Origin of the sequence: Dactylosporangium darangshiense (assembly GCF_039537565.1) — a bacterium.
GTDB classification, from domain to species: Bacteria; Actinomycetota; Actinomycetes; order Mycobacteriales; family Micromonosporaceae; genus Dactylosporangium; species Dactylosporangium darangshiense.
This window is the reverse complement of the sequence record NZ_BAABAT010000008.1, coordinates 1-21,463: the sequence shown is the minus strand read 5'-3', so window position 1 is coordinate 21,463 and position 21,463 is coordinate 1. Positions and strand designations below refer to the sequence as shown.

At 72.4% G+C, this 21,463-nt stretch carries 19 protein-coding genes and 1 pseudogene; 13 read left to right on the top strand and 7 right to left on the bottom strand.

Features of this window, described 5'->3' with window-relative positions:
* Nucleotide 1 precedes the first annotated feature (1 nt).
* Together ABD901_RS17105 and ABD901_RS17100 are read left to right on the top strand one after the other, a co-directional pair.
* On the top strand, nucleotides 2-1,282 hold the full coding sequence (locus tag ABD901_RS17105; protein ID WP_345127877.1) for an extracellular catalytic domain type 1 short-chain-length polyhydroxyalkanoate depolymerase: 1,281 nt from the start codon (nucleotides 2-4) through the stop codon (nucleotides 1,280-1,282).
* Nucleotides 1,283-1,331: 49 nt separating this feature from the next.
* Nucleotides 1,332-2,840, top strand: a complete 1,509-nt coding sequence (locus ABD901_RS17100; protein WP_345127876.1) for a PP2C family protein-serine/threonine phosphatase — start codon at nucleotides 1,332-1,334, stop codon at nucleotides 2,838-2,840.
* A gap of 7 nt (nucleotides 2,841-2,847) precedes the next feature.
* Here the strand turns inward: ABD901_RS17100 and ABD901_RS17095 are convergent, their stop codons facing one another.
* Together ABD901_RS17095 and ABD901_RS17090 are read right to left on the bottom strand one after the other, a co-directional pair.
* Complete coding sequence (locus tag ABD901_RS17095; protein ID WP_345127875.1) at nucleotides 2,848-3,240, bottom strand: ATP-binding protein; 393 nt, start codon at nucleotides 3,238-3,240, stop codon at nucleotides 2,848-2,850.
* A complete protein-coding gene (locus ABD901_RS17090; RefSeq protein WP_345127874.1) occupies nucleotides 3,233-3,559 on the bottom strand; it encodes an STAS domain-containing protein in 327 nt (108 codons plus the stop codon). The genes ABD901_RS17095 and ABD901_RS17090 overlap by 8 nt, the downstream gene beginning before the upstream one ends.
* A 194-nt stretch (nucleotides 3,560-3,753) precedes the next feature.
* Between ABD901_RS17090 and ABD901_RS17085 the strand changes: the two genes are divergently transcribed.
* Nucleotides 3,754-4,119: a DUF2203 domain-containing protein gene (locus ABD901_RS17085; protein ID WP_345127873.1), complete on the top strand. Its 366-nt coding sequence runs from the start codon at nucleotides 3,754-3,756 to the stop codon at nucleotides 4,117-4,119.
* Here the strand turns inward: ABD901_RS17085 and ABD901_RS17080 are convergent.
* On the bottom strand, nucleotides 4,116-4,448 hold the full coding sequence (locus ABD901_RS17080; protein ID WP_345127872.1) for a hypothetical protein: 333 nt from the start codon (nucleotides 4,446-4,448) through the stop codon (nucleotides 4,116-4,118). The two genes, ABD901_RS17085 and ABD901_RS17080, sit on opposite strands and share 4 nt — an antisense overlap.
* A 139-nt stretch (nucleotides 4,449-4,587) precedes the next feature.
* Complete coding sequence (locus ABD901_RS17075) at nucleotides 4,588-5,223, bottom strand: TetR/AcrR family transcriptional regulator (RefSeq protein WP_345127871.1); 636 nt, start codon at nucleotides 5,221-5,223, stop codon at nucleotides 4,588-4,590.
* A 98-nt stretch (nucleotides 5,224-5,321) separates the two neighbouring features.
* Between ABD901_RS17075 and ABD901_RS17070 the strand changes: the two genes are divergently transcribed.
* Nucleotides 5,322-7,475 carry an MMPL family transporter gene (locus tag ABD901_RS17070; protein ID WP_345127870.1) on the top strand — a complete coding sequence of 718 codons (2,154 nt, stop codon included), beginning with the start codon at nucleotides 5,322-5,324 and terminating at the stop codon, nucleotides 7,473-7,475.
* Nucleotides 7,476-7,538: 63 nt separating this feature from the next.
* Nucleotides 7,539-8,705 carry an aromatic ring-hydroxylating oxygenase subunit alpha gene (locus ABD901_RS17065; RefSeq protein WP_345127868.1) on the top strand — a complete coding sequence of 389 codons (1,167 nt, stop codon included), beginning with the start codon at nucleotides 7,539-7,541 and terminating at the stop codon, nucleotides 8,703-8,705.
* Here ABD901_RS17065 and ABD901_RS17060 read toward each other — a convergent pair.
* Nucleotides 8,694-8,957 carry a hypothetical protein gene (locus ABD901_RS17060; RefSeq protein ID WP_345127867.1) on the bottom strand — a complete coding sequence of 88 codons (264 nt, stop codon included), beginning with the start codon at nucleotides 8,955-8,957 and terminating at the stop codon, nucleotides 8,694-8,696. The genes ABD901_RS17065 and ABD901_RS17060 overlap by 12 nt on opposite strands.
* Before the next feature lie 616 nt (nucleotides 8,958-9,573).
* Nucleotides 9,574-10,995, bottom strand: coding sequence for a WGR domain-containing protein (locus tag ABD901_RS17055; protein ID WP_345127866.1), 1,422 nt, complete (start codon nucleotides 10,993-10,995; stop codon nucleotides 9,574-9,576).
* Nucleotides 10,996-11,166: 171 nt separating this feature from the next.
* Here ABD901_RS17055 and ABD901_RS59025 point away from each other — a divergent pair.
* The 4 genes and pseudogenes from ABD901_RS59025 to ABD901_RS17040 all read left to right on the top strand — a co-directional run.
* A pseudogene (locus ABD901_RS59025) lies at nucleotides 11,167-11,811 on the top strand (GTP-binding protein); the annotation flags it as partial.
* Between the two features lie 243 nt (nucleotides 11,812-12,054).
* Entirely contained in the window at nucleotides 12,055-12,912 is an 858-nt protein-coding gene (locus ABD901_RS59020) for a hypothetical protein (RefSeq protein ID WP_425556700.1), read from the top strand.
* A gap of 7 nt (nucleotides 12,913-12,919) precedes the next feature.
* A complete protein-coding gene (locus ABD901_RS17045) occupies nucleotides 12,920-13,837 on the top strand; it encodes a DUF389 domain-containing protein (RefSeq protein WP_345127863.1) in 918 nt (305 codons plus the stop codon).
* Nucleotides 13,830-14,765, top strand: a complete 936-nt coding sequence (locus ABD901_RS17040) for a small ribosomal subunit Rsm22 family protein (protein ID WP_345127862.1) — start codon at nucleotides 13,830-13,832, stop codon at nucleotides 14,763-14,765. The genes ABD901_RS17045 and ABD901_RS17040 overlap by 8 nt, the downstream gene beginning before the upstream one ends.
* A gap of 7 nt (nucleotides 14,766-14,772) precedes the next feature.
* On the opposite strand, the gene ABD901_RS17035 is transcribed toward ABD901_RS17040, so the two are convergent.
* Nucleotides 14,773-16,563 carry a glycoside hydrolase family 9 protein gene (locus ABD901_RS17035; protein ID WP_345127861.1) on the bottom strand — a complete coding sequence of 597 codons (1,791 nt, stop codon included), beginning with the start codon at nucleotides 16,561-16,563 and terminating at the stop codon, nucleotides 14,773-14,775.
* A gap of 332 nt (nucleotides 16,564-16,895) precedes the next feature.
* Here ABD901_RS17035 and ABD901_RS17030 point away from each other — a divergent pair, with 332 nt between their 5' ends.
* The 4 genes from ABD901_RS17030 to ABD901_RS17015 all read left to right on the top strand — a co-directional run bounded on the left by ABD901_RS17030 (nucleotide 16,896) and on the right by ABD901_RS17015 (nucleotide 21,044).
* Nucleotides 16,896-17,414, top strand: a complete 519-nt coding sequence (locus ABD901_RS17030) for an SRPBCC family protein (RefSeq protein ID WP_345127860.1) — start codon at nucleotides 16,896-16,898, stop codon at nucleotides 17,412-17,414.
* Between the two features lie 65 nt (nucleotides 17,415-17,479).
* Nucleotides 17,480-18,004 (top strand): PadR family transcriptional regulator, encoded by a 525-nt coding sequence (locus ABD901_RS17025; RefSeq protein ID WP_345127858.1) that lies wholly within the window; start codon nucleotides 17,480-17,482, stop codon nucleotides 18,002-18,004.
* On the top strand, nucleotides 18,001-18,678 hold the full coding sequence (locus ABD901_RS17020) for an ABC transporter ATP-binding protein (RefSeq protein ID WP_345127857.1): 678 nt from the start codon (nucleotides 18,001-18,003) through the stop codon (nucleotides 18,676-18,678). The genes ABD901_RS17025 and ABD901_RS17020 overlap by 4 nt, the downstream gene beginning before the upstream one ends.
* Nucleotides 18,675-21,044, top strand: a complete 2,370-nt coding sequence (locus ABD901_RS17015; RefSeq protein ID WP_345127856.1) for an ABC transporter permease — start codon at nucleotides 18,675-18,677, stop codon at nucleotides 21,042-21,044. The genes ABD901_RS17020 and ABD901_RS17015 overlap by 4 nt, the downstream gene beginning before the upstream one ends.
* The last annotated feature ends 419 nt before the right edge of the window (nucleotides 21,045-21,463 follow it).

Here is a 21,463-nt window from a genome sequence, read left to right as displayed (position 1 = left end):
CATGCGCCGCCGCCTGCTCGCAGTAGCGGCCGCCCTGGCCGCGGCGCTCACCGGTGTCCTCGTCCTCGCCCAGCCGGCCTCGGCCGCGACGCTGGCCGAGGTCACCGGCTTCGGCAACAACCCCAGCAACCTGCGCATGTACGTGTACGTGCCCAACACCGTGCAGGCGCGCCCGGCGATCCTCGTCGCCGTGCACTACTGCACCGGTTCCGGGCCGGCGTTCTACTCGGGCACCGAGTTCGCCTCGCTCGCCGACCGGTACGGGTTCATCGTGGTGTACCCGTCGGCGACCCGCAGCGGCTCCTGCTTCGACGTGTCGTCGCCGCAGGCGCTCAAGCACAACGGGGGCAGCGACCCGGTCGGCATCATGTCGATGGTCACGTACGCCGAGCAGCACTACAACGGCGACCCGAACCGGGTGTACGTCACCGGCGCCTCCTCGGGCGGCATGATGACGAACGTCCTGCTCGGCGACTACCCGGACGTGTTCAAGGCCGGCGCCGCGTTCATGGGCGTGCCGTTCGGTTGCTTCGCGACCACGGACGGCTCGTCGTGGAACAGCCAGTGCTCCTCGGGCCAGCGCATCTACACCCCGCAACAGTGGGGTGACATGGTCCGGGCCGCCTACCCGGGCTACACCGGCGCGCGGCCGCGGATGCAGGTCTGGCACGGCACCACCGACACGACCCTCGCCTACCCGAACTTCGGCGAGGAGATCAAGCAGTGGACGAACGTGCTCGGCGTCAGCCAGACGCCGGTGCTCACGGACACCCCGCAGTCGGGCTGGACCCGCACCCGCTACGGCAACGCCTCCACCCAGGCGCCCGTCGAGGCGATCAGCATCAGCGGCGTCGGGCACTCGCTGCCGCTGTCCGGCCAGGCCGCGATGGCGATCGCGTTCTTCGGCCTCAACGGCAGCGGCCCGACCCAGTCGTCCACGCCGCCGGTCTCCACGTCGCCGTCGGCGTCGACCTCGCCGTCCAACCCGGGCAACCCGGGCGGCGGCGGGTGCACCGCCACGGTGTCGGTGAACCAGTGGCAGGGCGGCTTCGTCACGACCGTGCGCGTCACGGCCGGCTCCGCCGCCATCAACGCCTGGAGCGTGTCGCTCGCCCTGCCCGCCGGGGTCAGCGTCACCAACTCCTGGAACGTGTCCCGCTCCGGCAACACCTGGAGCAACGTGTCCTACAACGGGCACGTGAACGCCGGGCAGTACACCGAGTTCGGGTTCCAGGGCACCGGCACCGCCGGTAGCCTGACGCCCTCCTGCTCGGCGAGCTGAACCCAACCGCACGACCGTCGCGATCGCCCGGTGCCGATAGGCTGCGGGCATGGCAGACGGCGCCGACGCGACCGCGGCGGTCGTGCGGGAGATCCTTGCGGCGGTGCCCGCCGGCTGCACCTGGCTGCGCCCGGTCCGCGACGCCGAAGGGCGGGTCGCCGACTTCCGGGTCGAGGCCACCAGCGGCTACGGCGCCGACATCTACGGCCGCGGCGTCCAGCGCGTCGGCGCCCTGTTGTCGCAGTTGTACCCCACCCTCGTCGACGATCCGCTGTGGGAGCTCTACCGGCGGGTCCTCGACACCGGCGCGCCCGCCACCCTGGAGGACTTCCGCTACTCGCAGCACCGGGCCGGTGTCGTCGCCGACTCCCGCTTCGAGGTCGCCGTGCACCGCGTCCTCGGCGGGCTGCTGGTCTGGTGGGCGCGGGTCGACGAGGCCCGCCGCCGGCTGGACCGCACCGAGCTGCTGGGCAGCCTCGGCTGGGTCGAGCACGACCTCGTGAGCGGGCGCAGCGAGTGGTCGCCCGGGATGTACCGGATATTCGAGCGGGACCCGGCTCTGGGCCCGCTGAGCCGCGCGGAGCAGGCGGCGGCGGTCCTGGCCGAGGACCGGGCGGTGGCCGAGATGTCCTGGCAGGTCCTCGACACCGGCGCCACCTCGGACGTCACGGTCCGCTTCCGCATCGCCGGCGGCGTCAAGCACCTGCGCATCCTGTCCGACATCGCGCGCGACGCGGCCGGCGCGCCGCTGAAGATCTACGCCGTCGTGCAGGACGTCACCGCCCGCGAGGACACCCGCGGGCTCATCGAGCGGCTCAGCGACCGGCTGCACACGCGCGAGCTGACCGCGCTGGCCGAGCATCGCCTGGCCGCTCAGCTGCAGCAGATGATCCAGCCGGTACCGCGGGAGCCGTTCCCGCTCGCCGGACTGCGCGCCGCGGTCGGCTACCTGCCGGCGGAGAGCGCCCTGCGGGTCGGCGGCGACTGGTACCACGCGCGCGACCTGCCCGAGGGGCTCGTCGCGCTCGCCGTCGGTGACGTGGCCGGGCACGGCCTGGACGCCGCGAACGGCATGGCGCACCTGCGCTTCGCCCTCGTCGCCTGGCTGTCGATCGGCCTGCGCGATCCGGGCGTGCTGCTCGGCCACATGAACCGCCTCTGCGTCCAGCTCGGCCTGACCGGCACCGCCGTCGTCGGCGTCTACGACCCGTCGGCGCGCACGCTGTCCTGGGCCCGGGCCGGGCACCCGGCGCCGTTGCTCACCGTGGCGCGGGATCGCTCGGTCGCCGAGCTGCCGGCCCCGCCGGGCCTGCTGCTCGGCGCCGACGGCGACGCGGCCTACCCGGTGGCGACGGCGGCGCTGTCGCTCGGCGACGTCGTGCTCTTCTACACCGACGGCCTGGTGGAGCGCCGCAACACCGACGACGCGATGAAGCTGCTGCACTCGGTCAAGGAAGCGCTGGCCGCGGCGGACTCGCTCGAGCACCTGCGCGCCCGGCTGCACCGCCCGAGCCCGGACGACGACACCTGCACCCTCGCGGTCCAGGTCGCGGCGTAGGTTTCGGCTACGCCATCCCGAGCCGCATGCGCACCACCGTGTTGCGGCCGCTGGCGAACGCGGCGACGTGGTCGCACACCATCTCGACGATCGCCAGCCCGCGCCCGCGCATCGCCTCGGCCGGCGGCATGCCCGCCCCGAACGTGCGCATCGGCCCCTGGTCCTCGACGTCGCAGACGATCTGGCCGGACTCGGCCCACAGCCTGACCTGGCCGCCCTGGCGGGTGTACTGCAGCGTGTTGGTCGCCAGCTCGTTGACCGCCAGGGTCAGCAGGTCGGCCCGGGCCGGCGACAGGCCGAGCGCGATGGCGCGGTCGGTGACGAAGGCGCGTACCGCCGCCAGATCGGAAACCAGCGTGTACACCATCGACTCGGCGCGCCCGCCCGCGTGCTCACCCATCGCGCGCACCGTCCCGCGGGGACAGCAGCCCGCCGACCCCGGTGATGTCCAGGACGTGCGCGACCATGCCGTACGCGTTGACGACGTTGAGCCGCCCGCCGCGCTCGACGGCGGCGCGGTGCGCGGTGACCAGGGCGTGCACGCCGCTCGAGTCGATGAACCGCAGCTCGGCGAGGTCGACCACGACGGTCCGCGCGGACCCGACCGCGGTCATGAGCGCCTCCGTGCAGTGCTCGCGGGCCGCAAGGTCACACTCGCCGGACAACGCGACGTCCGCCCGCTGCCCTTCGACCGACGTCGCCGCCTCGAACCGCGCCATCCGACCGCGGCCCCTCTCTCGCCCGGTTGCCGCCCACCCCACACATCATGGCATCCGTGGGCGTCGTTGGCCGCCATCGTACGACGCAACCGCCCTTACGGAGCGCTACCGAGCCCGAATTGTGTCGATAAAATCCGATGAGCGCGGTGGTACCCGCTGACCGGCCCGCCGACGGCCGGTGGCACGCTTTCGGCATGCCGCTGTTCACCGTCGCCGAGGCCCGCGCGGAGCTGGCCCGGCTCCGCCCGACGCTCGACCGCCTCGTCGCCGTGCGCGCCGACGCCGCCGAGCTGGCCGCGTCCCTGGGCCCGGGCGGCACCCCGACGCCGCTGGGCGGCATGCCGGAGCTGAAGGCCGCCGAGGCCCTGCTGGACGAGCTCATCTCGTCCGTGCAGGACACCGGCGCCCAGCTGAAGGGCCTCGCCCCGCTGCTGCTGGACTTCCCGGCGTCGCTGGAGGGCCAGGACGTGCTGCTGTGCTGGCTGGAGGGTGACGAGGGCATCGGCTGGTACCACCGGCTCGACCTCGGCTTCGCCGGGCGCCGCCCCCTGCCGTCCTAGCCCTCGTTGCGCACCCCGCCCGGCCTCGTCTGCGCACTCCGCGCCGCGGCGGGTGCTTCGTGCGACGCCGCACCGGGCACTTCGCGCGGGGCCGCAGCGGACGCTTCGCGCGGGGCCGCGGCGTGTGCTTCGTGCGGCGTCGCGGCGGGCGCTTCGTGCGGGGCCGCAGCGGGGGCGAGGAGGTAGGAGCCGGGCCGGTCCGCACCGGTCAGGTGCTCGAACTCGGCGCGGTCGATGTCCTCGTCATGGCTCGCGACCTCGGCGAACGCGTCTTCGTCGGGCGGCGAGCACCAGGCGGACAGGAAGAGTCCCGTATGCGAACCGGCCATGGCGGTTCACCACCTTTGCGTGCTTGGTGGTCCTCCTCCGGTTGTACCACGGTCCTGCCTCATGTATCGCCTGTCGGGGTATAAATCCGACAAGTCGCGGCGCGGAGCGCCCGACTTGTCGGGATCGCCGGCCCGGCGCTCAGCGGGCCATGATGCCGTCGGTGACCATGTCCAGGGCGCGGTCCACCGCGGCCTGTTGCAGTTCCGGCGGTAGGTGGCGCATCGGGCCGTCCAGCAGGAGCTCGGCCATGCCGTGCACCGTCGCCCACGCGGCGACCTCGAGGAACGGGCGCCGGGACACGTCGATCACGCCGGACTCGACCAGGCCGTCCAGCGTTGCGATGAGCATGCGGAACGGCGGGGTCTCCATCGGGTCGATGCCCTGGCGGCCCGTCATGGGCTCCATGTGCGCGAACGCGGTGCGGAACAGGCCCGGCTTCTCCAGCGCGAAGCCGATGTAGCCCGCACCCAGGGCGCGCAGGCGCAGGCGGAGCTGGGCGGCGCGGTCGGCGTCCGCCGGTACGCGCTCGATCTCCTCCTGCATGCGCTCGGCCAGCTCGCTCAGCGCGCAGTCCTTGACCGCGTGCATGAGGTCCTCGCGGGAGCTGAAGTGGCGGTACGCCGCGGTCGCCGAGACGCCGATCTGGCGGGCCGCCTCGCGCAGCACCACAGCGTCGGGGCCGCCGGCGCGGGCGAGCTCGAGCGCGGCGCCGGTCAGGGCGTTCGCGAGGTCGCCGTGGTGGTACGAGTGGCGGCTGATCTTGCTGGAAGGCACTACCCCATCTTTCCGGATGTTGACAGCGTTGACATCTCATGCAATGTTGACACCGTTAAGTTCACACCGTCAACATCCCGCAGGGGGGACAGGTCCCGATGTTGTACCGGTACGGCTCATTCATCCATCGCAACGCCCGGCTCGTGCTCGTCGTCGCGTTCGTGCTGCTCATCGGCGCCGGGGTGGCCGGGGCCGGCGTGTTCGGGCGGCTGCAGAGCGGCGGGTTCGACGACCCGGCGTCGGAGTCCTCGACCGCGCAGCGCCTCATCGACGAGCGCTTCGGCGGCACGCCCAACCTGGTCCTGCTCGCGCACGCCGCCGGCGGGTCGGTCGACGCGCCCGAGGCCGCGACCGCGGGGCGCGAGCTCGCCGACGCGCTCGCCCGCGAGGCCGGCGTGCGCGACGTCGTGTCCTACTGGGCGACCAAGGCGCCCGAGCTGCGCTCCGGCGACGGCGCCGACGCGCTGGTCATCGCGCACATCGACGGCGACGACACGCAGCGGCGCGAGCGGGCCGGGGCGCTCATCGACCGCTACGCCACCGACGGGGCGGCGCTCAGCGTGCGGGCCGGGGGCCTCGCCGCGGTCAACGTCGACGTGAACGCCCAGGTCGCCCGGAGCCTCGCGATTGCGGAAGCCATTGCGGTACCGCTGACGCTCCTGCTGCTGATCCTCGTCTTCGGCAGCGTCGTGTCCGCCCTGCTGCCACTGGCCGTCGGCGGCGTCGCGATCATGGGCACGTTCGCCGAGCTGTCGCTGCTGGGCTCGGTCACCGACGTGTCCGTGTTCGCCATCAACCTCACCACCGCGCTCGGGCTCGGCCTGGGCATCGACTACGCGCTGCTCATGGTGAGCCGCTTCCGCGAACAGCTCGGCGCCGGCATGGCGCCCGACGAGGCCGTGGCCACCACGGTCGCCACGGCCGGGCGGACCATCCTGTTCGCGGCGGCGACGGTCGCCACCGCACTCACCGCCTTGCTGGTGTTCCCGTTGTACTTCCTGCGCTCCTTCGCCTACGCGGGCATCGGCGTCGTCGTCATCGCCGCGGTCGGCGCGCTCGTCGTGGCGCCCGCGCTGCTCGCGGTGCTCGGCCCGCGCGTGGAGGCCGGGCGCCTGCCCTGGGCCCGCCGGGGCGGTCCCGCCGCCGAGTCGCCGTTCTGGGGCCGCGTCGCCGGCGCCGTCATGCGCCGCCCGGCGCTCGCCGCGCTGCCGGTCGTGCTCGGCCTGCTCGTCGCGGCCAGCCCCCTCGCGGGCGTCTCGTTCGGCACGATGGACGAGGGCGTGCTGCGCCCCGGCAGCGCCGGCCGGCAGGTCGCCGACCGCGTCGCGACCGGCTTCCCGAGCAACCAGCAGGCCGCCGTCGACGTCGTGCTCGCCGGCCACGTCGACAAGGCACAACTGGCCGACTACGCCCGCCGGCTGTCCACACTGGACGACGCGGCGGCGGTGACGAGCAGCGCCGGGACGTACAGCCACGGCGACCGCACGGGCGAGGGCAACCCGGCCCTGGGCCGCGCCGACGGCGAGCGCCTCACGCTCACCAGCCGGCTCGCCGCGAAGTCCGACGAGGCGCAGCGCCTGGTCAGGTCGGTGCGCGCGACGCCGGCCCCGGCGAACGCCTACGCGGGCGGCACCGACGCGCAGTTCATCGACACCACCGACGCGATCGCCGCCCGGCTGCCGCTGGGCATCGCGATCGTCGCCCTGGCCACGTTCCTGCTGCTGTTCCTGTTCACCGGCAGCATCGTGCAGCCGCTGCGGGCCCTGGTGCTCAACATCATCGGCCTGTCCGCCACGATGGGCGTGCTCACCTGGATCTTCCAGGACGGCCACCTGGCCTCGTGGCTGCACATCAGCCCGCGCCCGATGGACACCGCGATGACGGTGCTCATGTTCTGCATCGTCTTCGGCCTGTCGATGGACTACGAGGTGTTCCTCATCGGCCGCATCGCCGAGCTGCACCAGCGCGGCATGCCGACGCACGAGGCGGTCGTCGCGGGCCTCGCCCGCACCGGCCGCACCGTCTCCGCGGCCGCCGCACTGCTGGCGGTGAGCTTCTTCGCCTTCGGCACCAGCACGGTGAGCTTCCTGCAGATGTTCGGCATCGGCAGCGGCCTGGCCATCATCCTCGACGCCACCCTCATCCGCGGCGTGCTCGTCCCGGCGATCCTGCGGGCGCTGGGCCGCGCCAACTGGTACTCACCCGGCCCGCTGCGCCGCCTGTACGCCACCGTGGGGCTACGCGAGGCGTAAGAGGCGTAGCAGGCGCAATACAACGGTGGCGTTGTGCCGGACGGGCGGGCATCCTCGTAAGGCATGACGGACATTCCCGCGGCGCCGCTCGACCCGGCCGGGGTCGAGCCGGCGCTGCGGCCGTTCGGGGCGTCGCACACGCTCCCCGCGGCCGCGTACCTCGACCCCGCCGTGCTCGCCTGGGAGCGCCGCCACCTGTTCGCCGGCGCGTGGACGTGCCTCGGGCGCCTCGACGAGCTCGCCGAGGGCTGCACCCATCGTGCGGTCACCGCCGGCGACGTGGGCGTGCTACTGACGTTCCAGGGCACCGAGCAGGGCGGCGGCGTGCGGGCGTTCGCCAACGTCTGCCGGCACCGCGGCCACGAGCTGCTCGCCGACGGCGAGGCGGTGGACCGGCCCTCGGCCGTCTGCCCGTACCACGGCTGGGCCTACCGCCTCGACGGCTCCCTCGCCACCGCCCCGCACATGGCCGGCACCGAGGCCTTCGACCCGGGCGCGCTGGGCCTCGTCGAGCTGCCCCTGGCGACGTGGCACGGCTGGCTGCTGGTCAACGCCGGGCACGCGGCCCCGCACATCGCGGCGTATACGGGGGCGCTGGACGGGCTGCTCAGGCCGTACCACATCGAAACACTGCGGCTCGGTGCGCGCCACGACTATCAGGTGCGGGCGAACTGGAAGGTGATCGTCGAGAACTACCAGGAGTGCTACCACTGCCCGCTCATCCACCCCGAGCTGTGCCGCGTCTCCCCGCCGACCTCGGGCGACAACTGGGTGCTGCCGGGCGCATGGGTCGGCGGCACCATGGACCTGCGCGAGCACGCCGAGACGATGTCGTTCGACGGCACCGGCCCGGGCACGTTCATCGACGGGGCTCCGCGGCGGACCATCCTCTACGTCGCGCTGTTTCCCAACCTGCTCGTCTCGGCGCACCCGGACTACGTGATGACGCACCGGCTGACCCCCGTGGCACCCGATCGCACCGACATCGAATGCAGCTGGTACTTCCCGCACGCCGACATCGACACCGCGTACGCGGTCGACTTCTGGGACCTCACCAACCGGCAGGACTGGGCGGCCTGCGAGTCGGTCCAGCGCGGCCTGTCGTCGCCCCACTACGTGCCGGGCCCCCTCGCGGACAACGAGGACGCGGTGTACCAGTGGATCTCACTCGTCGCGGGCGCCTACCTCGACCCGGTCGGCGCGCTGACGCGCTCCGTCCTAGCGTCGTGACTCGACGCGCCGGACAATCACGTACAGCCCCGCACTGACCAGCGCCGCGACGACGCCCAGCACGACGTAGACGGCCGCGAGCAGCCACGAGCTGTGCTCTCGCCCGATTTCGACCCGCACGGCGATGCCGGCAAGCACCGCAAGCACAAGGAAGAAGATCGCGACCGGCCGGACCCATGTCATGCCGCCAGCGTAAGGGGGCAGCTCAACGCGGGCGCGGTCGCCGACGGGCGTGACGACAACACCCTGCACGCGGCGATCCAGGCCCTCGGCGCCGCCCCACTCCCCCGCTAGCCCTCTCCCGCACTGGGCCGACCGCCGGCGCCGGACTAGCGCGGGCGGTTACACGACGCGATCGCCGCCCGCATGGTCGTCGCCATGAACGAGCCGGCGGGAAACTTGTTCGTTCGGTTGGCGGCCGAGCACGACGAGTCCACGCAACCTCACCTCGTCGCCACGCGGCATTTTTGTCCGTTTCGCCGCCCGTCAGGGTATAAATCCGACAAGTCGCGGCGCGAAGCGCCCGACTTGTCGTAAAAACCAGCCCAAGCCGAGAACACCCGCCCAGCCAAACAGCACCACGACAACCAGCAGTTCGCGAACGACGAGGACGAGCGCCCCGACAACCGCAACCACTGCCCAAACACCGCAGCCAGCAGTAAGCGAAGGACAAGGGCGAGCGGCACGACAACAGAGCAACCACTGCCCAAACACCGCGCCAAAACCAACGGCACGGCCACCGACCACTACCCCGAGAATTGCGCAAGCCAGCCGACGCACCCAAGCCACTGCCAAAACAAGGGGCTGGGGAGCACACGCGGCCCCCCGGCCCCCAGCCCCTCAACGCCCGCGCAGCATCACCCGCGAACTACACCAGCCGCTTCACATCCCCCAGCGCCCGATAGAACCCCCCACGCGCCGCCTCCCGAACCTCCGACACGAGATACCGAGCCCCAGCCTCCCGAATCCCCTTCGGGAACTGAACCTGCCAGTCGCTGTGATACCCCGGGCTGACCACCCGGATCCGCAGGCGCGCCCCGTCGGCCACACACTCGACCACGACCCCCTCGGACGGGTCGGTCGCGACCTCGACCGTCGTCGACGGCGCCACGCGGGCCATCTGCGACGGGGCCTTCACGTCGACGAAGTCCGGCACGACGCCCTGCTCGGCCGCGCGCACGGCGGTCTCGCTCGCGTCGATGCAGGCGAGGGAGCCGTCGGTGGTGACGATGTAGAGCTTCTCGTCGTGATACTGCATCGAGTAGGCGCTGCCGCAGCCGGTGCCGAGCTTCCACAGGCGCTGGCCGTCGGCGGCGAAGCAGTACACCGACGAGCGGTGGTCGCCGGCGAAGACGTAGCGGCCGTCGGGGGCGGTGGCACAGGAGAAGACGGTGTCGTCGCAGCGGTACGTCACGCCGGGGCGGCCCGCCTTGCTGAACTGCAGGACGGAGTTGGACGACATGCCGGCGTAGAGCGCGTCGGACTCCTGCCAGCCGAAGAGCACGGCTCCGGTGGTCTGCTGGTGCCACAGCTCGTCGCCGGTGCGCCAGTCGTAGCTGGTCACGCCGCGGCTGTGGCCGTGGTGCACGGCGGTGGAGTCGCAGCGCACCATCCAGCCGGAGGCGCCGCGGCCCTGCTGGCGCCACAGGAACTCGTCCTCGTGGTCGATGCTGCACACGCCGCCCTTGGCGTCGGAGACGCCGAGGATGCCGTCGTGGATGTCCAGCCAGTAGATGTCGATGTCGGGCGCGATGGCATAGGCCAGCCGCGGCACCTTGCCCGATAGGTCGTAGACGTTGCCGTCGTCGCAGCCGGCGTAGATCCAGGCGTCGTCGGCGACGATGCACTTGACGCCGTCGGGGAGCTGGAACTGCCGCTCGACGGTGGCGTCGTGGCGCAGCACCGAGATGGTGCCCGACTCGTTGCCGACCATGCACACGTCTTTGTCGATGAAGATGCCGAAGGCGGGGGCGCCCGAGCGGTACTTCCACAGCACCGGCGCCGTCTTCGCCGTCGAGCGCTGGCTGACGATCTGGCGGCGGGTCACCGAGCGCGGCGCGCGCTGGCCGATGACCGCGGGCGCATAGCCCTTGCGGACCTTCTCGCCGATCTTCTTCGCGGCGTCCGCCTGCGCCTTCGCCGCATCGGCGTAGGTCGTCGTCTTCGACTGCCCGGAGTCGCCGATGCGCCCGTAGCGGACCGTCATCTGGTTGCCGTCGACGGTGACCTCGTAGAACTTGTGCGCGCTCCCGGTGTCCTCGGACAGCTCCAGATACGTCGTCTGCGGCATCGGCCCGAACCTTTCTCCGTTGAGGGGGTCGCGGACAGCGTAATAAGGGGGTACGACAAAAAATCCCGGGGTACGATCCACCCCTGTCCATCGCGAGAAGAGGAGCAGTCATGCGCCGTCGTGTCACGTCCCGGCCGCTGTTCACCTCGCCCGCGAAGGACCCGACACGCCTTGAACATCCTCAACCTCGGCATCGTCGCGCACGTCGACGCCGGTAAGACCAGCCTCACCGAGCGCCTCCTGTTCGACGCCGGCGTCATCGACCGCCTCGGCAGCGTCGACGCCGGCAGCACCCAGACCGACACGCTCGAGCTGGAGCGCCGCCGCGGCATCACCATCAAGACCGCCGTCGCCACGTTCGGCATCGGCGCGCTCACCGTCAACCTCATCGACACGCCGGGCCACCCGGACTTCATCGCCGAGGTCGAGCGCGCCCTTCGCGTGCTCGACGGCGCGGTCCTGGTCGTCTCGGCCGTCGAGGGCGTGCAGGCGCAGACGCGCGTGCTGCTGCGCACCCTCGACCGCCTGCGCGTGCCGGCGCTCGTCTTCGTCAACAAGACCGACCGGATGGGCGCCGATCCCGACCGCGTGATCCGGCAAATCGCGCACGCCGTGCCGATGTGGCGCGACGCCGCCGAGGCGCTCGCCGAGCGCGACGACGACGCCCTGGCCGCCTACGTCGCCGGGACGCCGATCCCGCCGGACGTGCTGCCGCGGCTCACGGCGCAGGCGCGGATCCGCCCGGCGTACAAGGGATCCGCCATCACCGGCGAGGGCATCGCCGAACTGACCGCGGCCATCGCGGCGAACCTGCCGAGAGCGTCGGGCGATCCCAAAGCCCGACTCAGCGGTACCATATTCAAAATCAGCGATAGATCGGCATTCGTCCGAATCTTCACCGGCACGCTGCGCGCGCACGAGCGCATCAACGACGAAAAGATCACCGCCATCGACGACGGCAAGCGCACACAGATCGAGGCCGGCGAGATCGGGCGGATCCGCGGGCCGCGAACGCTGCGGATCGGAGACACCATCGGCGAGGCCGCAAGAACACCAGCAGTGTTCGCGCCGCCCACCATGGAGACCACCGTCGAGCCGAAGGACGCGAGCCGGCGACACGACCTGCACGCCGCGCTGAGCGAGCTCGCCGCGCAGGACCCGCTCATCAACCTGCGCCTGGACGAGGAGAGCGGCGAGCTGTCGGTGTCGCTGTACGGCGAGGTCCAGAAGGAGGTCATCCGCGACACGCTGCTCGGGGAGTACCACATCGAAGTCAGCTTCGGTGAAACCGTCACGATCCACCGGGAACGCCCGGCCGGCCCCGCCCGCGCGGGCGCGATCATCGGCCGCGACGGCAACCCGCACATGGCCACCCTGGAGCTCCTGGTCGAACCCGGCGAGGACGAGGTGCGCGTCGCCGTGCCGGTGGAGCACATCCCGATGTACGTCTACAAGACCGCGGCCGCGTTCCAGGAGGCCATGCGCCGCTACGTGCGCGACGCCTTCGCCCGCGGCGGGCCGCACGGCTGGGACGTCGTCGGCGCGCGCGTGACGGTCACGAAGTGCGGGTACACCTCCCCCGAAAGCTCGGCCGGGGACTTCAGGCGGCTCGTGCCCGAGCTGCTCACCCGCGCGCTGGCCGAGGCCGGCACGGTGGTGTGCGAGCCGGTGCACCGCTTCGCGATCGAGGGCCCGGCCGGCGCGCTGACGGCCACGCTCGGCGCCCTGCCGCGCTTCGCCGCCGTCCCGGAGCCGCCGGTGCTCGACGGCGCGCGGTTCACCGTCGGCGGCCTGATCCCGGCCGCGCGGATCACGGCGCTGGAGCGGGCGCTGCCCGGCCTCACGCACGGCGAAGGCACGGTGGAGACGGGGTACGACGGCTACCGCCCGGTGGCCGCGCGCACCCACCAGCGATGATAGGGCGGTGCTGCATCTGAGGGTCATCAGCCCGCCCGCCGACACCGAGCGCGTCGCCGGGCTGCTCACGCGCGAGGCCGGGGCCACCAACCTCGTCGTGCTCGCCGGCGCGGCCCGCGAGCCCGCCGGCGACCTGATCCTGTGCGACGTCGTGCGCGAGGCCGGCAGCCCGGTGCTGTCCGCGCTGCGCAAGCTGGGCATCCCCGAGCACGGCTCGATCGCCGTCGAGAACGTCGACGTGGCGCTGTCGCGCACCGCGGAACGCGCCGCACAGGCCGCGCCCGGGCTGGCCGGCGACGCCGTCGTGTGGGACGAGATCGAGCAGAAGACCGGGGCGGAGACCGAGCTGTCGGGCACGTTCCTGGCCATGATGGCGATCGCCACGATCATCGCGGGCATCGGCGTGCTGCTCGACCAGCCGATCCTGATCGTCGGCGCGATGGTCGTCGGTCCCGAGTTCGGCCCGCTGGCGTCGCTGTGCGTGGGCATCGTGCGCGGCCGGCGGCGAGCGATCGGCCGGGCCCTGATCGCGCTCGGCGTCGGCTTCCCGCTCGGCATCCTGGTGACGATCCTGACCACGTGGGGTCTGGACCTGCTCGGCCTGGTGGACAAGGGCATGCTGCTGCGGCCGCGGCCGCTGACCGACTTCATCTGGCGGCCCGACGCGCTGTCGTGGGTGGTCGGCTTCTTCGCCGGCGTCGCCGGCATGCTGTCGCTGACGTCGTCGAAGGCGGGCCCGCTCATCGGCGTGCTCATCTCGGTGACGACGGTCCCGGCCGCGGCGAACATCGCGGTCGCCCTCGCCTACGGCGTGCCGCACGAGGCCGGCGGCTCCGCGCTGCAGCTGCTGGTGAACCTGGCCGCGATCGTCACCGCCGGCGTGGTGACCCTGCTCGTCCTGCGACGGTTGTGGCGCCGTGCCTGATCTTCGACAAGCCCTGGATGTGGTACTGCAGGACGTGGCACCGGCCCGCCTGGCCGACTCGGTGCACAGGCTCATCGGCGACTACCGCAGCGGCGCGCCGGCCACCGAGCCGTTGCTGCGCAACATGGTCGACGCCACCGCATACGCCGCCTACCGGATGCCCGCCACCCACGCGGCGGTCACGGCGGCCCTCGAGCAGCTGCCCGAGGGCCTGGCGCCCGCGAGCCTGACCGACCTCGGCGGCGGCACCGGCGCGGCGGCGTGGGCGGCCCGCGACGTCTTCGGCCGCATCCCGGTCACCGTGCTCGACCAGGTGCCGGAGGCGCTCAAGCTCGGCGAGCGCATCGCGAAGGGCGAGGGCTTCGCCTGGCAGGAGTGGCGCCTCGGCGAGCCGGTGCCGGGCGCCGACCTGGTGACCGTGTCGTACGTGCTCACCGAGCTCGACGAGGACGCGCAGGCGGACCTCGTCGCGCAGGCGAGCGCGGCGGCCGCCAAGGCGGTGGTGCTCGTCGAGCCCGGGACGCCGCCGGGGTACCGCAGGATCCTCGCCGCCCGCGACCGGCTCATGGCCGACGGCTGGCACGTCGCCGCGCCCTGCCCGCACCAGCTCACGTGCGGGATGCAGGGGCGCGACTGGTGCCACTTCGCCGCGCGCGTGAACCGCTCCGCCCTGCACCGGCGGCTCAAGGACGCGAGCCTGGGCTACGAGGACGAGAAGTACTCGTTCGTCGCCGCCACCCGCGAGCCCGTCGACGTGCCGGGGCGCGTCGTGCGGCACCCAGCGTTTCGCAAGGGACTCGTCACGCTGCAGCTGTGCCGGGCCGACGGCACGGTCGGCCCGGCACTGGTGTCCAAGCGGGAGGGGCCGCTGTACAAGGCGGCCAGAGACGCGGAATGGGGCGACCGATGGCCGCCCCACTCCGACTAGGTGTTCGTTACGCGTTGTCCGCCACGAAGGTCGAGACCCACGACAGGGACGCGTTCCAGTTGATGGTCAGCTCGTTCGTCGACCACGACTTGATGTCGTCCATGTAGCACAGCTGCGGCTTGCAACCGCGCAGGGCCGCGCCCGCGACCTCGTCCTGCAGCTGCGAGTTCGGGCCACCGGCGAGGGTGCCGCGCGGCGGGTTCGGCAGCTTCGGGTCGAGCTCGTGGGCGTACCAGCGGCTGTGCTGGTTCTTCGAGGCCTTCTCGCCGTAGCCGGTGACGTAGGACTGGTTCAGCGCGTTGCGGCCCAGGATGTAGTCCATGCCGGACAGCACGCCGTCGCGGTACTTCGCCTTGCCGCTGATGTCGAACGCGGTGCCGACGACGGCGAGGTTGTTCAGCATCTGGCTGTTGGAGGCCCAGTCGTAGCCGCCGTTGGGGGCGTACGCCTGGCCGTAGGCCTGGCCGTCCATCGTCTTGAGGAAGCGGTCGGCGCCGTCGATCACGGTCTGGCGGACCCGGTCACGGTCGGACAGCTTGTTCTTCACGGTGGCGAGGTCCAGGCGGCCGAGCGCCGCGGTGTTCTGCCAGTCGAAGGCGCGGGAGAACACGTCGGCCTTGTGCTGGGGCGAGGCGAGCACGTCGGCCGAGTACTGCTTGTCGCCCGTGGTGATGTACAGCTCGGCCGCGGCCCAGTAGAACTCGTCGGACACGTCGCTGTCGCCGTAGGCGCCGCCGCCAAAGGAGTCGGAGTCCGGCGCGTACATCTTCGGGTGGGCCTGCGCAGCCTTGTACGCGGTCCTGGCGACCTCCAGCAGGTGCTCGGAGTACTTCTTGTCGTACGGCTCGAAGACCCGGGCGCCCTGCGCGGCCGCGGCGGCCAGGTTCAGCGTGGCCGCGGTCGACGGGGCGTGCAGCTGGCGCTGCTGGTCGTCGGCCGCCGGGTCCATCGGCAGACCGGTCCAGGCGGCGTCGTGGATCTTGTGGTGCGCCATGCCGGCCAGCTCCTGGCCGGCCGGGACCTGCATCTTGGTCAGGAAGTCCAGCTCCCAGCGCGCCTCGTCGAGCACGTCGGGGGTCTTGTTGCCGCTCTCGGGCAGGCGCAGCGCCCGCGCCTCGGCAGCCTTCGGCGAGCGCTCGTAGGAGCTCATGAGCTGCGCGACGGAGATGCCGCCGTTGACGACGTACTTGCCCTGGTCGCCGGCGTCGTACCAACCGCCGGTGACGTCCAGGGTGTAGTTGCACGCGCCCGGCTGGCACGGGACCTTGGTGTCGCCGCCGCCCTTGGTGTCGGCGGTGTGACCGGCCGCGCGGCCGTAGCCCGGCGCGATCTTGTCGTCGATGGCGATGCCGCTGCGCTGCGGGTAGTAGAAGGACAGCGCGTCGATGCCGAGCTGCTTGTACGCCTTCGGGTCGAGGTCGAACGGGAGGCTGGCCTTGCCGTCCACCTCGAGCGTGTACGTGTGCCCGGTGCCCTTGTACGAGCTGAAGTCCACGACGTGCGTGTTCTGCCCGGAGCTGGCGTCCATGCCCTTCGGCTCCGACTCGCCCGAGGCCACGACCTTGCCCGCGTCATCCTTGAGCTGCCAGGGCAGCGGCTGCGCCGAGTCCGAGATCACGGTGGCGCGCTTCGGGCCGTCGGGCAGGTAGCCGACCTGGTTCACGCGGACTGGGGTGTCCGGGATGTGATCCGGGGTGGCCGGGAACGCGTAGGCGCTGTCAGCTCCGCCGGCGACGGCGGGCAGGCCGCCCTCGTGTCCGGAGAAGACGATCGGCAGGGCTACCGCGGGGACCGCCACGATCGCGGCGACAGCGGCAAGGCGGGCTTTGCGTGAAAGCGAAAAAGCAGGCAGGCGCACAGCACTCCTCGTCGGTCGGGGATAGGGGTGGGGTGTACGCGCCAAATCGGGTGATTACCGGGTGATTACGGCGCGTCCCGGCGAACCTACCGGGCCGCCAAACGCACAAACGGGACAAAGGGGGCCGACTGTGACCTGGGCCACACGCGAGGGCGCCGTTTGGCACAAACGCTCCTACAAGTGCAGGAGTTCGTTTGGTACGGCGGATGAGCGTATATACCTGTAGAGGCATACAGTGGGGTCAGGACCGCCGATCAGGCTTTGGAGGAGACATGTTCGATCCCGGACCGGCCGCGGATGTCGAGTACGCGGCCGCCGAGGGCGGGGGCTGGACCCTGCGTTTCGTGCGCGACCTGCGCCACCCGCCGGAGCGCGTCTGGCGGATGCTCACCGAGCCCGATGCCCTGGCGCGCTGGGCGCCCTTCACCACCGATCGCGGGCTGGACCGGACCGGGCCGGCGACGCTCACGATGATCGACGGCTCGACCGGGATGCCGATGGAGGCCGAGGTGCTGCTGGCCGAGAGGCCGCGCTGCCTGGAGTACACCTGGGGAGAAGATCGGCTGCGGTGGGAGCTCGAGCCCGACGGCGCGGCGACGCGCCTGACGCTGTGGCACACCACCGCGGACCGCGACTTCGTCCCGAAGATCGCGGCGGGCTGGCACCAGTGCGTGCGGGTCATGGAGCTCGACCTCGACGGCACACCGCACCCGCCGGTGCGCGGGCAGGACGCGATGCACTACGGCTGGGCCGACCTCGAGGCGATGTACCGCAAGACGCTCGAGATCTAGCTGCTCAATGTGCTCTACACGACAGGTATACACACCAGGTATACCTGTCGTGTAGAGTCCTCCGCATGTCCATCGGTCAAGCGTTTCTCGGGCTGCTTGAGGCCCGGCCCCGCCACGGTTACGACCTGAAGCGGGCCTACGACGAGCGGTTCGGCGCCGATCGCCCGCTCGCCTACGGGCAGGTCTACGCGACCCTGTCCCGCCTGCTCAAGCACGGCTTCGTCAGCGTCGACAACGAGGAGTCGGCCGAGGGACCCGACCGCAAGCGCTACGCGATCACCGACGCGGGCGTCGCCGACGTCGAGCGCTGGCTCAACCAGCCCGAGAAGCCCGAGCCCTACCTGCAGAGCACCCTCTACATGAAGGTCGTGCTCGCCCTGTCCACCGGCCGCCCGGCCACCGACGTGCTGGACACCCAGCGCGCCGAGCACCTGCGCATGATGCGCGAGCTGACCCGGCGCAAGGGCGCCGGCGACCTGTCCGACCAGCTCATCTGCGACCACGCGCTGTTCCACCTCGAGGCCGACCTGCGCTGGCTGGAGCTCACCGCCGCGCGCCTCGACGACCTCGCCGGGCTGGTGCGCTCATGAGCGGGCTGCTCGTTGCCGAAGACCTGCACAAGTCGTTCGGGCCCACCGCCGCGCTCGACGGTGCCTCGATGTCCGTCGCCGCCGGCGAGATCGTGGCCATCATGGGGCCCTCGGGCTCCGGCAAGTCCACGATGCTGCACTGCCTGGCCGGGATCATCCGGCCGGACGCGGGCAAGGTGTCATATCGCGACCAGGAGCTCTCCGCGATGTCCGACTCGCGCCGCAGTGCGCTGCGCCGCGGCGAGTTCGGGTTCGTCTTCCAGTTCGGGCAGCTGGTGCCCGAGCTGACCTGCCTGGAGAACGTCGCCCTGCCGCTGCGCCTGGACGGCGTGCGCCGCAAGGACGCCGCGCGGCGCGCGGCCGAGTGGCTCGACCGTCTCGAGATCGACGACGTGGCCGGCAAACGCCCCGGCGAGGTTTCCGGCGGCCAGGGCCAGCGCGTCGCGGTCGCCCGCGCGCTCGTCACCGGCGCCCGGGTGGTCTTCGCCGACGAGCCCACCGGCGCGCTCGACTCGCTCAACGGCGAGCGGGTCATGCGCCTGTTCACCGCGGCCGCCCGCGAGAGTGGCGCCGCAGTCGTGCTGGTGACGCACGAGGCGCGCGTCGCCGCGTATTCCGACCGAGAGATCGTCGTGCGCGACGGCAAGGCCCTCGACCTGGAGCGGGCCCGATGAGCGCAACCACAGCCCACCGGTCGCACGGGCGGGCCGGCCGGCTGCGCCGGTGGCTCGGCGAGATCGGCCTAGGGGCCCGGCTGGCCCTCAGCGGCGGCCGCGAGGGCGTGGTGCGCACCGCCCTGACCACGCTCGGCGTCGGCCTCGGCGTCGCCGTGCTCCTGCTCTCCGTGTCCGTGCCGGGCATCCTCGACGGCCGGCACGCGCGCATCGACGCCCGCGACGACCTGCGCTTCGGCAAACCGCCGCCGAGCAGCGACAGCACCGTGCTGTCGCTGCCGATCATGAGCGCGTATCACAGCCGCTCGGTCACCGGCCGGTTCATCCGCGCCGAGGGCGCACACCCCGTGCTGCCGCCGGGCGTGTCCGCGCTGCCGCCGGACGGCTCGATCGTGGTCTCACCTGCGCTGCGCGACCTGTTCGGCAAGCCAGAGGGCGCGCTGCTGCGCGAGCGCTTCCCGCAGCCGATTGCCGGCATCATCGCCAAGGAGGGCCTGTCGGGCCCCAACGAGCTGTATTTCTACGGCACCCGCGGCGACCTCAAGATCGAGCAGCCCGGCGTGATGCGCCTGGCCGCCTACGGCTCGACCAGCACCAACGACCCGCTCTCGCCGGTGCTGCTGCTGCTCGTCATCATCATCTTCGTGGCGCTGCTGATGCCGGTCGCCATGTTCGTGGCCGCGGCCACCCGCTTCGGCAGCGAGCAGCGCGACCGAAGGCTGGCCGCGGTGCGCCTCGTCGGCGCCGACACCTGGATGACCCGCCGGGTCGCCGCCGGCGAGGCGGTCGTGAGCGCCGCGCTCGGCGTGCTCATCGGCGGCGCGTTCTTCCTGGCCGGGCGGCAGTTCGCCGAGCGCTTCGAGCTGGCGAGCCTCAGCGTGTTCGCCTCCGACATCCGCCCGGCGCCGGCCCTCGCCGCGCTGATCGTGGTCGCGGTGCCGCTGGCCGCCCTCGCCATGACGCTGCTGGCCCTGCGCCGGGTCGTCGTCGAGCCGCTCGGCGTCGTGCGCAAGGCCACCGCGCGCACCCGGCGCCGCATCTGGTGGCGTGCCTTGCTACCCGCGGCGGGCCTCGGCCTGCTCGTGCCGCTCTTCGCCGACAAGGCCGAGCGCTTCAACGTGTGGCAGGCGGCCGCCGGCATGGTGCTGCTGCTGCTCGGCGCCGCGGCGCTGCTGCCGTGGATGTTCGACCGGCTCGTCGCGCGCCTCGGCTCGACCGGCGGGGTGTCCTGGCAGATCGCCGTGCGCCGCCTGCAGCTCAACAGCGATGCCGCGCTTCGGGCCGTCAGCGCGATCGCCGTCGCCGCGGCCGGCACGATCGCGCTGCAGATGGTGTTCGCCGCCGCCGAGGCGGAGAACACGGTGGCCACCCGGCAGGACGTCAGCCGGGCGCAGGCGGTCACGGACGTGGAACTCTCGCCGATGATCAGGACGCGCACCCCCGCCGACGTCGAGGCCACGCTGCGCGCCACACCCGGCGTGACGAGCGTGCACTCCTATCGCCAGGACTACGCCCACGTCGCGGCCACCGACCAGGACGACCGGGTGTTCGAGGTCGCGATCGCCGACTGCGACACCCTGCGCCTCATGGCCGACCTCCCCAGCTGCGCCGACGGCGACGCCTTCGCGGTCGACCCGTCCTCGTTCGCCAACCCGCAGATGTCCAACGAGAACGCCACGAACATGGCCGGCCAAACCGTCGGCCTCGGCGACGACGCGGCGGTCCGCTGGACGGTCCCGAAGCAGCTGAAGACCGCCCGCGAGCGCCGCGACCCCTACGGCATGGACCATGACGGCCTGCTGCTGACCCCCGGCGCCGCGGCGCCCGAGATCCGCGACCAGCAGCGCATCTACGCCTTCGTAGGCCTGGACGCCACAACGCCGGACGCCGACGAGCAACTCCGCAACGCCGCGATGCGCATGGGCCTGACGGCGGACGTGAGCATCCTGCGCAGGCACGACGTCGACCAGACCTTCGCCAGCATCCGCCGAGGCCTCTACGCCGGCGCCACGGTCGTCCTGGTCCTGGTCGGCCTGAGCCTGCTGGTCGGCACCATGGAACAACTCCGCGAGCGCCGCCGCACTCTGGCCGCCCTGGTCGCGTTCGGCACCCGCCGCAGCACGATGGCCCTGTCGATCCTGTGGCAGACCGCCCTCCCCGTCGCGCTGGGCCTGCTCATCGCGGCCGCTCTCGGCCTGATCCTGGGCGTCTCCCTGCTGCGCATCGTCGCCGTCGGGGTCCGGCTGGACTGGCCCGGGGTCGGCATGGTCAGCGCCATCGCGGCCGGCGTCGTCCTGCTGGTGACGCTGGCAAGCCTGCCGCCGTTGTTCCGCTTGATGCGGCCGGAGGGCCTCCGCTTCGAGTAGCCCGCTCGGTCATCGCGGCGCGCCCCGCCCCGCCCCGTTCGTCCCGGCCAGCCGGGCCACGGGGCGGGGCGGGGCCATGCCGCCGTGCGGGCCATGCCGCCGTGCGGGCCACACCGCAGGGCGGGCCGCCGTGCGGGGCGGGCCGCCGTGCGGGGCGGGCCGCCGCTTCGAGTAGCCCACTTGGTCATCGCGTCGGGCGCCGCCCCGTTTCGTCCCGGCCAGGCAGCCCGGCTGGCCGGGCCGCCGAGCGGGCCGGGGCGCCATGCGAGGCGGGCCGCCATGCGAGGCGGGGCGCCATGCGAGGCGGGGCGCCATGCGAGGCGGGGCGCCATGCGAGGCGGGGCGCCATGCGAGGCGGGGCGCCATGCGAGGCGGGGCGCCATGCGAGGCGGGGCGCCATGCGAGGCGGGGCGCCATGC

What these genes read in the sequence shown, in the direction of transcription:
- ABD901_RS17105 (WP_345127877.1), top strand. Translation starts at nt 2, where the DNA reads ATGCGCCGCCGCCTGCTCGCAGTAGCGGCCGCCCTGGCCGCGGCGCTC.
- ABD901_RS17080 (WP_345127872.1), bottom strand. Translation starts at nt 4,448, where the DNA reads ATGGCCGGTTCGCATACGGGACTCTTCCTGTCCGCCTGGTGCTCGCCG.
- ABD901_RS17025 (WP_345127858.1), top strand. Translation starts at nt 17,480, where the DNA reads ATGTCCATCGGTCAAGCGTTTCTCGGGCTGCTTGAGGCCCGGCCCCGC.
- ABD901_RS17030 (WP_345127860.1), top strand. Translation starts at nt 16,896, where the DNA reads ATGTTCGATCCCGGACCGGCCGCGGATGTCGAGTACGCGGCCGCCGAG.
- ABD901_RS17095 (WP_345127875.1), bottom strand. Translation starts at nt 3,240, where the DNA reads ATGGGTGAGCACGCGGGCGGGCGCGCCGAGTCGATGGTGTACACGCTG.
- ABD901_RS17070 (WP_345127870.1), top strand. Translation starts at nt 5,322, where the DNA reads ATGTTGTACCGGTACGGCTCATTCATCCATCGCAACGCCCGGCTCGTG.
- ABD901_RS17085 (WP_345127873.1), top strand. Translation starts at nt 3,754, where the DNA reads ATGCCGCTGTTCACCGTCGCCGAGGCCCGCGCGGAGCTGGCCCGGCTC.
- ABD901_RS17020 (WP_345127857.1), top strand. Translation starts at nt 18,001, where the DNA reads ATGAGCGGGCTGCTCGTTGCCGAAGACCTGCACAAGTCGTTCGGGCCC.
- ABD901_RS17055 (WP_345127866.1), bottom strand. Translation starts at nt 10,995, where the DNA reads ATGCCGCAGACGACGTATCTGGAGCTGTCCGAGGACACCGGGAGCGCG.
- ABD901_RS17090 (WP_345127874.1), bottom strand. Translation starts at nt 3,559, where the DNA reads ATGGCGCGGTTCGAGGCGGCGACGTCGGTCGAAGGGCAGCGGGCGGAC.
- ABD901_RS17015 (WP_345127856.1), top strand. Translation starts at nt 18,675, where the DNA reads ATGAGCGCAACCACAGCCCACCGGTCGCACGGGCGGGCCGGCCGGCTG.
- ABD901_RS17100 (WP_345127876.1), top strand. Translation starts at nt 1,332, where the DNA reads ATGGCAGACGGCGCCGACGCGACCGCGGCGGTCGTGCGGGAGATCCTT.
- ABD901_RS17065 (WP_345127868.1), top strand. Translation starts at nt 7,539, where the DNA reads ATGACGGACATTCCCGCGGCGCCGCTCGACCCGGCCGGGGTCGAGCCG.